This is a genomic window from Bacillus sp. 2175 (assembly GCF_057812155.1).
Genome location: NZ_CM173819.1, coordinates 635,850 through 651,529, shown reverse-complemented (window position 1 = coordinate 651,529; position 15,680 = coordinate 635,850). Strand labels below are relative to the sequence as shown.

General features: G+C 33.7%; 7 protein-coding genes and 2 pseudogenes. 1 reads left to right on the top strand and 8 read right to left on the bottom strand.

Going from position 1 to position 15,680, the window contains the following annotated elements; translation table 11 throughout:
• Positions 1–18 precede the first annotated feature (18 nt).
• From ACXKY9_RS03580 to colA, 4 genes and pseudogenes are all read right to left on the bottom strand, one after another.
• Positions 19–1,053 (bottom strand): annotated as a pseudogene (locus tag ACXKY9_RS03580) (HAMP domain-containing protein); the annotation flags it as partial.
• Between the two features lie 241 nt (positions 1,054–1,294).
• Positions 1,295–2,869 (bottom strand): flotillin lipid rafts scaffold protein FloT, encoded by a 1,575-nt coding sequence (floT, locus tag ACXKY9_RS03575; protein ID WP_000155019.1) that lies wholly within the window; start codon positions 2,867–2,869, stop codon positions 1,295–1,297.
• 12 nt (positions 2,870–2,881) lie between these two features.
• A complete protein-coding gene (locus tag ACXKY9_RS03570) occupies positions 2,882–3,430 on the bottom strand; it encodes an NfeD family protein (protein ID WP_000242433.1) in 549 nt (182 codons plus the stop codon).
• Positions 3,431–3,676: 246 nt separating this feature from the next.
• Complete coding sequence (gene colA / locus ACXKY9_RS03565) at positions 3,677–6,574, bottom strand: collagenase ColA (protein WP_001036423.1); 2,898 nt, start codon at positions 6,572–6,574, stop codon at positions 3,677–3,679.
• Between the two features lie 246 nt (positions 6,575–6,820).
• Here colA and opuD point away from each other — a divergent pair, with 246 nt between their 5' ends.
• The gene (gene opuD, locus ACXKY9_RS03560) at positions 6,821–8,371 is read left to right on the top strand and encodes a glycine betaine transporter OpuD (RefSeq protein ID WP_000591579.1); all 1,551 of its coding nucleotides are present in this window, start codon (positions 6,821–6,823) and stop codon (positions 8,369–8,371) included.
• A 79-nt stretch (positions 8,372–8,450) separates the two neighbouring features.
• On the opposite strand, the pseudogene ACXKY9_RS03555 reads toward opuD, so the two are convergent.
• The 4 genes and pseudogenes from ACXKY9_RS03555 to ACXKY9_RS03540 all read right to left on the bottom strand — a co-directional run.
• Positions 8,451–8,621: pseudogene (locus tag ACXKY9_RS03555) on the bottom strand (GNAT family N-acetyltransferase); the annotation flags it as partial.
• 122 nt (positions 8,622–8,743) lie between these two features.
• The gene (locus ACXKY9_RS03550) at positions 8,744–11,719 is read right to left on the bottom strand and encodes an NEAT domain-containing protein (protein WP_015382173.1); all 2,976 of its coding nucleotides are present in this window, start codon (positions 11,717–11,719) and stop codon (positions 8,744–8,746) included.
• A gap of 128 nt (positions 11,720–11,847) precedes the next feature.
• Entirely contained in the window at positions 11,848–13,023 is a 1,176-nt protein-coding gene (yhbH, locus tag ACXKY9_RS03545) for a sporulation protein YhbH (protein WP_000503518.1), read from the bottom strand.
• Positions 13,024–13,475: 452 nt separating this feature from the next.
• The gene (locus ACXKY9_RS03540) at positions 13,476–15,371 is read right to left on the bottom strand and encodes a PrkA family serine protein kinase (protein WP_000353273.1); all 1,896 of its coding nucleotides are present in this window, start codon (positions 15,369–15,371) and stop codon (positions 13,476–13,478) included.
• Positions 15,372–15,680 lie beyond the last annotated feature (309 nt).

The following is a 15,680-nucleotide window of genomic DNA, read 5'->3' as shown; positions in this document are numbered from 1 at the left end:
GACACTTTGTAACGATGCAGCCATCTCGTTAAAACTTTCTCCTAGCTGCCCAATTTCATCTTTAGAATGAACTGTAATTGACTCTGTTAAATCGCCTTCACTAATCTTTTTCGATGAGATAACAAGTTGTTTTAACGGACTAATAATAGAAGCAATTATGAAGTAAATTAAAATCCCACCAATTACTAATGAAATACCAATAACAGTTATTGTTTTATAGAAAATAGGGTTAGCTGCTTCGATAATTTCTTTTGAAGGCATAATTCCTGCTATTTTCCATCCAGTCTGCTTATTTGTTATAAAGGTAATATTGCGATCATCACCATCAAGTTTGAATTTAAAATCACCTGTTTCTTGTTTATACAATTCCTTCTCCACTTTTTCTTCTACCTTGTCACCTGGCTTCATCGTCGGATGCGCTATTACATTTTTAGATTGGTCAAAGATTGCTACATATCCTTTTTTGCCGATATTGACCATTTTTGAAGTATTTACAATATCATTAATAATTAAATCAATACCGAGAACACCACTTTTATCCTCATTTTGTTTTGCTATTGTAATAACAATATTCCCTGTTGTACTTGACTTATATGGGGCTGTGATAACCACTTCTCCGCTTTTTTTCGCTGCTTCTTTATACCAATCTCTTTCGGTAGGATTATACCCATCTGGCATTTGAATAGACGGTGATTGAATAAATTGTCCTGTACTAGATCCCGTATAAACTGCTTCTATTTCTGGATGTAATTTATTATATTCTTCTAATTTATTTTGCACATTTTGGAGCTGATCAGTTCCGTAACTTACTCCATTAAATAACTTTGTAAAATATACTGCGTCTACCTTTTTACTGTCTATCTCCTTGTTAATAACATTATTTAAAATCTTTACGTTATCTTCCGCTGATTGTAAAATTGTTTCATTAAAATTTGTCTTTGCTTGTTGATAAGACGTCCAACCAATTACAATACTTGGAAGAATTAAAATGATAACAAATGACACAAGTAACTTTGTTTTTAAACTACTACTCCTTAATTTCCCTTGAAACATATTTCTACCCCTCCATACCGTTTTAAATGTAATTATCTCACATTTAATTTATTTATATAAATTACACGATTAATTGTATTAACTCTTTGTCTCTTTTTCTATTAAAGAGTTAATACATACCTTTTTCATTCTATATAAATTAAATAATTAAAACAATATATAAAAATGTATATTATTCGAAATATTATAATTCACAGAAGAACCTCCAGTATTTCACTTACTAGAGGTTCTTTCCACCTTACTATTCTTTATCTTTTTCTACTTCTTTTTTCTCATCTTCTACTACAGATACAACAGGTTTATCACTTGATAATTGTTGTACCGCTCCTTTTCCAGCAAATCCTTCTAATAGCTCTTTTAAGTCAATTCCAGAAGAAGCTTTTAACGTTTCTTGCATCGTTGCCATTAAATCAGTTGCATAACCCGCAACTTTTCCGGCGCCGCTATTTTTACCACCGCCGCCTGTATCAACAACTGTAATTTTATCAATGTTACTAAGCGGACTTGCAACTTCCTTCGCATAACTTGGAAGCATTTTAAGAACCATATCCATAATTGCCGCTTGGCCATATAACTCAAATGCCTCTGCAATTTTTTGCTTCGCTTCTGCTTCTGCTAAACCTTTTAATCTAATAACATCTGCTTCCGCCGTACCTTGTGCTTTTTGTACTTCCGCTTTCGCTTGACCTTGCGCTTTTTCGATTTCCGCCTTCGCTAAACCTTCTACACGTACTTCTTCCGCACGAGCTCTCGCTTCAGCTTCAATCTTATATTGATCCGCATCTGCCTTTTTAATTTGTTTTACTTTTTCTGCTTCCGCTGATTGCTCAACAGCATAGCGATCTGCATCTGCTTTTTTCTTAACTTCTGCATCATATTGCTTTTCACGACGCGCAATCTCTTTTTCTTCTAACTCGATTTGCTTTTCACGCTCAATGATTTTAACGCGCATTTGCTCTTCTGTAACACCTTGTTGTGCTTTCGCTTGTTGTAATTCGTAAGAAAGATCCGCATCTGCACGGGCTTGCTCTTGTTCCCTCTTATAGGACTGTACTTTTAATTCTTTATGTTTTTCAGCTTCAGCGATTTGTGCATCACGTTGATATTCTGCTTCTTTTGCCTCTTTTTCAGCACGTGCTTTTTCAATACGTGCTTCTTTTTCACGCTCTGCGTTCGCAATTGTTGCATCACGCTTAACGGTCGCAATTTGCGGCTGACCAAGCGCATCTAAGTATCCGTTTTTATCCATTATTTCTTTAATTGTGAAAGAAACAATGCGAAGTCCCATCTTCTTTAAATCTGTAGAAGCTACTTCATGTACCTTTTGAGCAAATTGCTCTCTATTACTATACGCATCCTCTACTGTCATAGAAGATAAGATTGCACGTAAGTGACCTTCTAAAACCTCTTTTGCTTCTACTTTTAACTCTTCCGTTTCTTTTCCTAAATATTGCTCAGCTGCAGTAGATACTTCTTCAATTGTAGAACCTACTTTAATAATAGAAACACCATTTACTGTAACTGGAACACCTTGCTTCGTATACGTATCACGTGTACCAACTTCTAATTTGTAGTTTAATAGGCTTAAAGGTTCTGCTCTTTGCATAATTGGAACTACGAAAGTACCGCCCCCGCGGATAATCTTAATCTTCTTTCCATCATCAGTGGTAACAACATTCTTTCCTCCACCAAGCCAGTTCCCTGTAACAATTAACGCTTCATCTGGACCAACCGTACGATACTTCGTAATGAATACTAAAATGAGTAGAATTAAAATTGCCAGTAAAACTCCACCGATAATTAATGGAATCGTCATGTAAATTCCCCCTTATAATTTTGGTTTTTTTAAAGAATAAGCGATGTTTTGTACAAGTAAAACACCATCTTGGACTCCCTCGATAATAACCTCTGTTCCTTGCGAAATATCTTTTTTTCCAACTGTTTTAGCTGGGATTGCATTACTTCCAAATTGGGATGAAATTAATACTTCACCAAATCCTTCTGTAGGAATTGTCGTAATGACTTCTCCTTTGCAACCGATAAATTCATCCATACGTTGTACGGTATTTTGCTCTGCTTCTGCAATCGGTTTTAAAATTAGTATTTTCATGATGAAAACACCGATAAAAGATATAGCAAATGCAGCCCCAAAAATAGTAATACTATTAAAGGAAAACAAATATTCTCCTATATAACTAAGCCCACATAACATGGCGAAGAAACTAAGTAATAAAGTAACAACGGATACAGCTCCGCCCCCAAAACTAAATATCGATTCAAATATATCTCCAAAGAAGATATAAATAACAGTGAGTATAGTAGCAATAATAAATCCATATAAATAAATTGTTTCAAGTGGATAACCAAACAAGACCATTTCTTATCCCCCTTTCTTAAACAATCCCTTTTTTGTTATATGTATGCCCCACCTCTTTCAAAGATTATAGTTCTTAATTTTCAGTTATTTACCTTTTAAAGAAAAGCCTGTAAGACAGGCCTCTAAAAAAGAACAGGAGAAACCTATTGTGACAGGCTCCTCCTAGAAAATAACCGATATATTATATATCTATATAATATACTATTTTCCACAAAAAGTAAAGTTAAACATACATTGGAAAGACACTTATTTTACTGATAATTTGTACGTTCCATCACCATTATCATATTTATATACATACAAGTAATACTTGCCTGGTTTTGCATTAAATTTCGCTTCTATATGATTCCCATTGGCTTGACCGTAAGCTGCATAATTTTGCATATCTGATTCATGGTGAAGTACCCATGTCATCCCAATTCCATACTCATTTAAAACAGAAATGTCGATATCTTTCGCTGATGCTACATTAAATGTATAAACATCAGTGTGGTCCCCGCCAATAAGACTGCCTTTTATCGTACTATTTAGCCCGATACGATTTGCTTCTTCTAGACGATTATTTGGTTCTGATTCTGTTAAACTTCCATCTTTAATCGTAACAGTTGTTTCGCTTCTGCTCTCTTTGCCTTTATCATCTTTTACTCTTAATGATACTTTATAAGAACCTTCTCTTTCATATACATGTACTGGATTCACTTCTGCACTTGTGCTTCCATCTCCAAATTCCCATAAATAAGAAACAATTTTTCCATCTTCATCGTTTGAGCCATCACTTTTAAATTGAATTCCCTCTTTTACAAGACCGCTATAAGGGCCATTTATATTAACCGTTGGAGCTTTATTTTCTCCATCATCTTTTGCGATTCCATGGAAGACTACATCATATTCAAATTCATTTGAACTATTCACACGATAATTGACGAAGTATGCTGTAACAGTTTTGTAGCCACTCCATTCTTTTTGCGCCAATTGTTCTAAAGATTCATTTACTCTTTTACTCATTGCTTTCCAATCTTCTGATTCACCTTTTGTGACACTACCTGTATACGTACCTTCTAATGTAAATGTATTAAAGAATTGAGAATTATGTTTTGTCATTTTTGTATCTTTCATAGGCAACGTATCACTAATTTCTTTTTTCACTTCAGTTAACGATTTCGGTGCATGTTCAGCTAAATAATCATCTGCTACTTCCGGTACATTATATTTATCTTGATTATCAATTAACTGCTGCATATACTCTTGATACTCTTTATTTAACTTAGGATCTTTACTTAGATTTTCATGATATGCATCATAATTTTTCACGTCATTCGCACGAATCAAATCTTGAATTTTATCAAATGTTTCAAACTGATGCGTATATAAGTAAGACTGCAATGCGAACGAGTAATTATAGAAATCCCAAGAACCGTATTTAGCAAATAGTGTACGCTCTGCTGTATAACGGCTTGCAGGATCAGATGATAATCCGCTAATTATACTCTTTCTTGGTACAACGTTATTCGTACGAGTAGATCCTGCGAAAAACTCTGCATTTCCTTCTTGGAACCAAGTTAGCCTTTCATTTTGATACATATCTCCTCTTCCAAATAAACCAGGAACTTCATATCTCCCTTGCAGATAATGAGTAAATTCATGACGGAATAACTCTTCTAAACTATAAATACTTTGCTCTGGTGTACGCTCATATGTAAAGAATGTACCTGTCTCTTCAATATAAATTCCACCGTTGTTTGTTTCATATCCATACAATTGTCTATTTAACTGATATTCATCTGGACTATTATAAATTACGATCGTTAATACATCATCCGCATTTCCTGGCTCTAACGCTTTGTCATTTCCAATTACACGGTGATACTGTGCCTTTACTTCCTTCGCAGCCCAATATAGTCTCTTAATTTTTTCTTCTGATACTTTATCTCCTGTTTTGAACACAATTGATCCATCGTCGAATGTATACGTTTTTGGTAAGTATTGCTCTTTTCCTTCTTTACGTATTTTCTCTAAATCTACTGTATTCCCGCTATAATCTTTACCATTATAATTTGTTGTAATTTGTTCTACCGCAACAAAATACGGTTCACTTAAGCGCGGGTACATATGCATTGCTTGTGTAACAACCTCTAATCCTTTATTTGGATTACTATGAAACTTCCCTAAACGGCTAGCAAAATAAATGCCATTATTAACAAGCCATTTATTTTCTGGCGTTACTTCATTTAGAAGAGCAATACGATTTATTTCATTAATAAACCCATCTACTTTTCCATACCACATCGTTTCATTCGCTTCTTTACGAGCTTCAGTTAAGTACGACTGTATATCATAGTCAATACCTTGCATGATATCGTATATTGCTTGTCCCTTCATTCGATCATTTACATAAGTAGTATAATTATCATTGTATTGCTTTAAAATATTCGATGCGTATTGAACCGTTTCAACATCGCTTGAAGCATTACTAATTAATTTACCGTATGCAGATACGACTGTATCTTGTTCAACTGTACCAAGCTTAAAGTTTGGATTGTTTGCGATTGCTTTTAAAGCAGGTAAACATTTATCCTGGAAGCTTCTTTCATTTAAGTCGCTTAATTCACTATTATAAAATGCAAGATAAAAAGCTGAACGCAGCACTTCAGTAAACGTTTGAATTCCTTTTGAATCATCTTTCGTAAATGTACTACCTCTATGAGCTAATTCATCTATAATGACTTGCATTTTTCCTTTATCTTTATAAAAAGCCTTTGCATCTTCATTAAACTGGAATAAGTCTGTAATTTGGTGCCACTTAATACTGCCTAACGTTTCAACTAATTCTCGATCATTCATTTTGTTTAAATCAGCCATTGAATAGCTTTCTTTAACTTGCTTTACTGCAGTTTTCTTCGTAATAGATGCTGGTCGCTGTGAAAAATCTCCTACTTTTAAACGTTCTTGAAATGATAAAGTTTCATCAACTTTTGAAATATGTCCAACTTCATCTACCGACTTTTCAATTCCAACCGGTTTCGTTTTCAACACGTTATACGGTACTTTTTCTTCCGCTGCTGCATGAGTTTGAAGTGCGCCTAACGATAAAGCCATTGTACTAATGCTAAGCATCACTTTATTGATCTTTGATTTCTTGTTCATATCCTTGCCCCCTATTTTAATATTCCATTCAAGAATTTAACATAAAATCTGGATGTAACAATATAAAATGCAATATTTCATATTATTTCTTCCTATAATTTGTACATATCGTGAACACATTGCTCTTTACCTCCCTAAAACAAATTGCATCCTTTCACATTATAAAAAGGTAATTTTTTGACAATTAAAAACTTAATTGTTATGATTATTATAATTGTTAACTTTATTAAATAAGGGTGGGATTCTATGATAAAAAAAGAAAACAGTGTATTTTATATCTCCTTCTTGCTAACAACATTATTCATTATATGGGGAATTACCCCAGCAAGTTGGATACAAGGCTACGATTTACAAAGTGTTACATCTTCTTTAAACTCATTTATCCTCAATAAATTTGGGTGGTTTTACTCTCTACTTATGACTACAATGATTATTTTGGCTGTTTATTTAGCATTTTCTAAGTACGGTTCTATTCGTCTTGGTAAAGATGGAGAAAAGCCAAAATATAATTATCCATCTTGGCTATCCATGTTGTTTGGGGCAGGAATGGGAATTGGACTCCTCTTTTATGGAATCGCTGAACCGATTTCACATTTTACAGATCCATTAACAGGAAAAGCGGGGACAGAGGAAAGTGCCAAACTCGCTATGCAATATTCATTTTTCCACTGGGGACTCTTTCCGTGGTCACTATACGCAATGGTCGCTTTAACAATTGCATATTTCACATTCCGCAAACAAAAAGGTAGCACTATCGGGGCTACAGTTACTCCATTATTTAATCGATCGAAAAATTCTCGTATCGGAAAAACAGTTGATATTCTAGCTGTTTTAGCCACAGTATTTGGCATTGTGCCATCTGTTGGGATTGGTGCTCAACAAATTGCTGGAGGATTAAGCTATTTATTCCCTTCCATTCATAACACTTTACTTACTCAGCTCGTACTTATAGCTATCTTCGCCGTTTTATATTTAACGAGTGCACAAACTGGCTTAGATCGTGGGATTAAATATTTGAGTAACTTGAATTTCTCTCTTGCAGGTATTTTACTCATCTCTTTCTTACTTTTAGGACCAACTGTATTTATTATGAAATATTTCACATCTACACTCGGTTCTTATATCGGCGCTTTACCTAGTATGGGATTAAATTTAGGAGCATTTAATGAAAAATCTTCTTCTTGGATTGAAAACTGGACTATTTTCTATTGGGGATGGTGGATTTCTTGGTCTCCATTCGTCGGTACATTCATCGCTCGTATTTCTAAAGGGCGCACAATAAAAGAATTTATTTTTGGAGTTGTATTAGTCCCGACTCTTATCTGTACATTTTGGTTTGCAGTATTTGGTGGTACCGCAATCCATATGGAAATGTTCCAATCGCTTGGAATAGCTGATGAAATTGCAAAAAATGGTACAGAGATTGGATTATTTGCTGTTATTTCACATCTACCATTCTCTACATTTTTAACGATTATCGGGTTAATTTTAGTAGCCACATTTTTCGTTACTTCTGCCGATTCAGCAACATTTGTTGTTTCAATGCAAACGAGTAACGGAAGTTTATCACCGAAAAATAGTTTAAAACTTATATGGGGATTAACAATCGCGATAATTGCCGCTATTTTATTACAAGCTGGAGGATTAAATGCACTACAAATCGCAGCTATAATTGCTGCGCTACCATTTTCTATTGTAGTCGTTCTTATGGTTACTTCACTCTTTAAAGAGCTACGAAAAGAAGATGTTAATTTGCAAACGAAAGAAGTGCCGAAAAAAATAAAAAAGGTTATGTAACGATTGGCGCCTCAAATCACTTCTAAATCCGTAATAAAACCCATTCATATGAAATATCATTTTCATATGAATGGGTTTTTCACTCTATTATATAGTGTTGTAAACATGCTTTTTCCTCAAAGCCTACTTTCTTGTACAATTTCATCGCACGATCATTATTCGTATTCAAACATAGTACTATCTCTCTCATCCCTTGGAAGGAGAAAATATACTGAATTGCAACTTGTAATAACTGCTCTCCGACACCTTTTCCATTTATATCCCCCTTAAAAAAGACATTATCATAAGCCTATTTCAAAATGAAACTGCCATGATAATGTCTTCTCAAAAACTTATACAATTATTTTACAATATAATAAGATAACACGTTATTTATTTCTTAAATAATCTCTTTCTAAATACAAACATACTCAGTGCTGAAAGAACTAATACTACGCCTGAAAGTAACTTTGATGTATTCGCTTGTCCACCTGTTGCTCCTAATGATTTCTTACTTTCTTCCTGTTTATTAGCAACTGGTTTATTTTCTTTCACAACTTGATGATTCATGTTTTGTTCTTGGACTACTTCGGATGGATTTACTGCTTCTTTTGAACCTTCAATTTCTTTTCCTGTTTCTTTCCCCTCCGCTTTCGACTCTTCAACTCCTGTTGTTAGCTCGTCCACTTCTTCTTTTGGCTCTTCAACTTCTTTTGCAGGTTCTTTCACTTCTTCTTTCGATCCTTCAACTTCTTTTACCGGTTCCTTCACTTCTTCTTTCGATCCTTCAACTTCTTTTATCGGTTCTTTCACTTCTTCTTTTGTTTCTTCAACTTCTTTTACCGGTTCCTTCACTTCTTCTTTCGATCCTTCAACTTCTTTTATCGGTTCTTTCACTTCTTCTTTTGCTTCTTCAACTTCTTTTACCGGTTCTTTCACTTCTTCTTTTGTTTCTTCAACTTCTTTTGTTGGTTCTTTCACTTCTTCTTTTGCTTCTTCAACTTCTTTTACCGGTTCTTTTACTTCTTCTTTTTCCACTATATTCTGTATAACTGTTCCGTTAAACCTTATGCTAATTTCATCAGAATCTAAATCAAATTTATACACCTTTTCACCTGGCGTATTCCATTTTATTACTCCGTTATTAAACGTCCCTCCCTCACTTGTCAATTGAATATTTTCAATACTTTCTCCTTCTAAATCATATACAGGAACTTGAATTTCTTCGTTTATTTTTGCATCATTTAAAATGATATTTTGTCTTCCAACATCAATTGTAAACCACTGCCCTAATTGTATTAACGACCTGACATCACGAATCTCATTCCCAGCTAGATTTAAGCTAAATAAGTTTAGCATGGAACCAATAACCGTTACATCTTTAATATGATTGTCCGCAAGATTTAACCACTGTAAATTTTCCAATGAAGATAGTGGTGTTATATCTTCAATTTGATTATGAGATACATTCACATTATTCAATTGTTTCAAGTTTGAGATGAACTCAATATTTTTCAGGCCTACTCCTTCTAAAGTGAGTTTTTCTAAGTTCGTCATGTACTCTAAACCTGTTATATTTTTTATCTCATTTCCATTTTCTTTAAATATCTCTAATTTTTTAATCTGTAATAAATCTTCTTTTGTAATAGGAGCGTTTAAATTCTCTCTACCTAAATTCTCTTTATTAATATGTTGTTGTAAAGTTTTATCGAGAATTATATTTTCCTTTTGTTCATTATCCTCTTTTATTGTTTCCTTGATTTCGTCTAATCTTTCAACAACATTTTGAATTACTGTTCCATTAAACTTAATACGATTCTCTTCTGGCTTTATATCCAACGTAAATTCATATATTTTTTCACCAGTAGTCCCCCATTTAACAGAACCATTATTAACTATCCCATCTTCACTCTTCAATTGAATAGTATCAAGTGGCTCTCCTTGTAAATTATAGATAGGTATTTTAACTTCCTTATCTTTTTCTACATTATCTAAAAAGATTTTTTGTCTTTGAATATCGATATATATCCTTTTTCCTAGCTCTTGAACAGGTCTAACATCACGAATTTCATTTGAACCTAGCTTTAAATCATATAAGTCTGTTAAGTGACTAAGTGGCGTTATATCTGAAATATAGTTTTCTTCTAAATTAAGTGATTGTACAGTAGATAATCTTGATAAAGGTTCGATGTTTTCTAATTCATTTTTAGCAAGATCTAACTCTACTAATTTTTTCATTGATGTAATATGTTCAATATTCGTAAGTCCATTGTTACTTAAAGATAAGTTTTTTACATTTTTCAATTGCTCAATTCCAGCAAGGTTATCATTACTAATTTGATTATTTGCCACAGTCAAAGTCCTTAAAGATTTCACTGTAAATAATGGTTTAATATCTTTTATATAATTACTATTTAAATCTAGCATTTTAATCTTCTTCATTTGGCTTAATGGGCTTAAATCTGAGATTTTATTGTTTCTCAAAGTTAAAAACTCAATATGCTCTAACTCAGCCAAAGGTCCAATATCTTCAAGTTCACCATAGGTTATACTTAATGATTTTAATTGTCTCAATCCCGAGATAAATTTTATATTTTTTAACTTAACTTCTTCCAAAGTTAAGTTTTCTAAGTTCGTCATATATTCTAGACCGCTTACGTCTTGTATTCCTTTATTTTTAGCTTCAACGACTATTAAAGCTTTAACTTTTAATAAATCTTCCTTAGTTATTGGGGTATCTAGATTTTCTCTATTCAAATTATATTTATTAATATGCCTTTGTAGTTGCTTATCTACTATTACATTTCCAATTCCATCTTGTTGATCCACTTTATCCTCTTTATTTTCCTTTTGTTTTTCTGGAACATTGTTCTCTAAATTCAATGTATTTACTTCAAACTGTACTTGGTACTTATTATCATAGGCCATTGTTGGAATATAAATATGCATTCGCATATTATACCTTTTTCCTAATTCCCCTACTTCAAACCGAATCACTTTCGTTCCATTTTTCTTTTTATCTTCTGATATTACTTTCACATCATGAAACACACCTGGAGTATGAATATCCTCTGTTTTCAAGTATTGAAAGAAATCACTATCACTTAATGTTGCTGTTACAATTTTCTTTCCATTCTCAATTGTTAATTTCGGATCCTTTATATAAACAGCTGCCATAGACTCTTCATTCGTTTTATCTTTATACGCTTTAATAACAGCATCATATGTACCATCTTCTAAACCTTGTCCAGTTTTATTCGCCTCAATTGCTACTGCCGCTAAAGCAGGTGTTGAATAAACAGCAAACGGAAGTGATAACGCTGCCGCTATAATCATTGCATTTATACGTTTTCTTTTATTTTGTTTCAACTTTACATCTCCTCCGAAATATATAATTCGAAATGTAATCATTTCTCGAATAAACGATAATGATTTTCATTATCATTGTCAACTAGGAAAATAAAAAGTTTACAAAAAAAGAACCTCTTTAAAAGAGGTTATGCCATTTTCTCACCTGATTCTTCTCTAAAAAAGCTTTTCATCGCATGAAATACGTCTGCTTTTTGCTTTAAAATATAGTATCTAAAGTTTTCATCTTTAATATTTTTATAGGCTGACATGAGTGTACTATGGCGGTTGTACTGATTCACTTCCCCATACCCAAACATATTACACTTCTTCATTAGCTCTTCAACAAGTTTTACACATCTAGCATTATCTGATGTTAAATTATCACCATCTGAAAAATGGAATGGATAAATATTATAGCGGTCTGGTGAATATTTATTATCGATAAGTTCGAGTGCTTTTTTGTATACAGAAGAACAAATCGTTCCGCCACTTTCTCCTTTTGAGAAAAACTCTTCCTCTGGAACTACTTTTGCCTCCGTATGATGGGCAATAAATTCAATATCTACTGTTTCATACTTTGTGCGTAAAAATCTTGTCATCCAGAAAAAGAAGCTACGTGCCATATATTTCTCCCATATTCCCATCGATCCACTCGTATCCATCATCGCTAATACAACAGCTTTTGAATCTGGCTTTAATACTTCATTCCAAGTGCGGAACTTTAAGTCTTCTTGGTGAATTGGATGAAAAGATGCTTTACCACTCATTGCATTTCGTTTATATGCGGATATCATTGTTCTTTTCTTATCGATATTTCCCCATAATCCTGTTTTTCTAATGTCATTAAATTCAACATGTTCAATCCGGTTTTCATCCATTTCTTTTCTCTTTAAATTAGGCAGTTCTAACTCTCTGAAAAACGCTTGCTCTAATTCTAAAATAGAGACTTCAGCTTCATAGTAATCTTCCCCAGCTGCATCTCCTGCTCCTTGCCCTTTTCCTGGCCCTTTTTGTTTTTGACCACCTGATCCATCTCTCGCAACGACATCACCAACTTTGCTGTCACCGTTTCCTTGCCCAACATGTTTATTTTTATCATAATTGTATCTAATCTTATATTCATCTAGAGAACGAATTGGTATTTTTACAACATCCTTGCCATTAGACATAACTATACTTTCTTCTGTTACAAGATCGGGTAAATTATTCTTAATTGCCTCTTGTACTTTTTCTTGATGGCGCTGTTGGTCGTCATATCCTTTGCGATGGAGGGACCAGTTTTCCTGTGAAATCGTATAATTTGGTTGATTTTCTTCGCCCATTCCTTTCCCTCCTTACTGTAATTGTCTTCCTGTATGAACAGCAATCTATAAATTTTGTTCTGTAATGTGCAAGCTAGAATGTTTGAAAGGTAACTGCCCACAGAAAATCATCCCATAAACATTTATAACGTTTTTCATACAATACCCCGAGCATCCTAAACAAAATTTTGCCACTCACATAATAGAAAGAAATATTCAGCCACTGATAAGAAAGAAACACAATGCATTGTTGCACATATTTTTACTTTGCAACATATTGTATTGTGTTGGCTTTTTTCGTATGAATGGTTGGTTACTCTATCATATGCATATTGTAAAAATAATTGACAATAAATTCATAAAATTGCATCTTAATTTATTACATTTGGACAAGGTATGACACTTTATACACATATGAACGGATAATAAAACGCTGTCCCGCAAAATACAAGAGACAGCGTTTTGTTATCAAACTATCTGTTTAACAAGCTACCTACATAGCGTAGTAATTCATTTGCTGAAGAAGAATTATAGCCATGCTCATCAATTAAACGCGCAACAACATCATTGATTTTCTTAAGCTGATTTTCGTCCGGCGTTTTCGTTGACGTTGTAATTTTCACTATATCTTTTAAATCAGCAAATAGTTTTTTCTGAATCGCTTCACGAAGACGTTCATGTGAATTATAATCAAAGCGTTTTCCTTTACGGGCATAAGCAGAAATGCGAATTAAAATCTCTTCACGGAACGCTTTCTTAGCATTTTCTGAAATTCCAATTTGCTCTTCAATTGAGCGCATTAATTTTTCATCTGGACTCATTTCTTCTCCTGTTAACGGATCACGTAATTTCGATTTATTGCAGTACGCCTCAACGTTATCTAAGTAATTATCCATAAGCGTCTTAGCTGATTCTTCATATGAATAAACAAACGCTTTTTGTACTTCTTTCTTCGCGATTTCATCGTATTCTTTTCTCGCTAATGAGATGAAGTTCATGTAACGTTCACGGTCTTCATTACTAATGGATGGATGCTGATCTAGCCCATCTTTTAAAGATCTAAGTACATCTAACGCGTTAATAGATGGTACCTCTTTTCGAATGATTGTAGACGAAATTCGGTTAATGACATAACGAGGATCAATACCCTTCATACCTTCATCTTGATATTCGCGTTGTAATTCTTCTACATCAATCGCATTATAACCTTCTACCGTTTCCCCATCATACAAACGCATCTTTTTAATTAAATCAATATCCGGACGCTTCGGATCTTTTAAACGAGTTAAAATGGTGAACATTGCTGCAACGCGAAGTGTGTGTGGTGCAATGTGAACATTCGATACATCACTTTCACGAATCATTTTTTCATAAATATGTTCTTCTTCACTTACTCGTAAATTATAAGGAACTGGCATTACAATAATTCTTGAGTGCAATGCTTCATTTTTCTTATTTGCTATAAATGAGCGATACTCTGTTTCATTCGTATGCGCTACAATTAATTCATCTGCTGAAATAAGCGCAAATCTTCCCGCTTTGAAATTCCCTTCTTGCGTAAGTGATAATAAGTGCCATAAAAACTTCTCATCGCATTTTAACATCTCTTGGAACTCCATCATTCCTCGGTTTGCCTTATTTAATTCTCCATCAAATCGATACGCACGCGGATCTGATTCTGAACCATATTCTGCAATCGTAGAAAAGTCCAGACTACCTGTTAAATCTGCAATATCCTGTGATTTTGGATCAGACGGGCTAAATGTACCAATCCCTGTACGACGATCTTCAGAGAAGAAGATACGCTCTACAACTACATCCTCAATTCTTGATCCGTATTCTTGCTCTAAACGCATGACATTTAGTGGTGATAAATTCCCTTCAATTCTAACCCCATACTCATCAAAGAAATCATCTCGTAAATGATGTGGAATTAAATGCAGTGGATCCTCGTGCATTGGGCATCCTTTAATCGCAAAAATTGCTCCGCGATCTGTTCTTGAATATGTTTCTAATCCTCGTTTCAACATTGTAACTAACGTTGATTTCCCTCCACTAACAGGACCCATTAATAATAAAATTCTTTTTCTAACATCTAATCGTTTTGCAGATGGATGAAAATATTCCTCTACAAGACGTTCTAGAGCATCCTCTAATCCAAAGAGCTGATTACTAAAGAAGTTATACTTTCTTCTACCATCAACTTCTTCAATTCCAGCATCTTTTATCATATTGTAAATGCGAGAGTGTGCTGTTTGAGCCACCCATGGTCTTTCTTTCACAAGCTCCAAATACTCTGCAAACGTACCTTCCCATTGTAAACGTTCTTCTGCTGCTCGATGCTGTTCAATCTTTTTTAGAATATCCATTATAGCTCCTCCCCCATCTCCTTGTTCAATCGGATTATTATAAAAGGTATGCTAGGATGTCCTTAAACATTCTTTAAATCAAAACGAAATATATAATAGCACACTAAAATTCTCTCCAAAATTCAAAGAAAATTCTGTATAATATAGGTATTAACGTTTTTACACTGCTATTCATTATAAATAAATTCTTTTCTTCTAAGAACCTTACATACATTTTGGGTAATAAATAAAACTCATGAACCGAAAAAAGTAAGGAGGATATTAGTATGAAATTATTATTAATTTTAGGTGTATCACTCACATTTCTTA

What these genes read in the sequence shown, in the direction of transcription:
- colA (WP_001036423.1), bottom strand. Translation starts at nt 6,574, where the DNA reads ATGAACAAGAAATCAAAGATCAATAAAGTGATGCTTAGCATTAGTACA.
- ACXKY9_RS03540 (WP_000353273.1), bottom strand. Translation starts at nt 15,371, where the DNA reads ATGGATATTCTAAAAAAGATTGAACAGCATCGAGCAGCAGAAGAACGT.
- floT (WP_000155019.1), bottom strand. Translation starts at nt 2,869, where the DNA reads ATGACGATTCCATTAATTATCGGTGGAGTTTTACTGGCAATTTTAATT.
- opuD (WP_000591579.1), top strand. Translation starts at nt 6,821, where the DNA reads ATGATAAAAAAAGAAAACAGTGTATTTTATATCTCCTTCTTGCTAACA.
- ACXKY9_RS03570 (WP_000242433.1), bottom strand. Translation starts at nt 3,430, where the DNA reads ATGGTCTTGTTTGGTTATCCACTTGAAACAATTTATTTATATGGATTT.
- yhbH (WP_000503518.1), bottom strand. Translation starts at nt 13,023, where the DNA reads ATGGGCGAAGAAAATCAACCAAATTATACGATTTCACAGGAAAACTGG.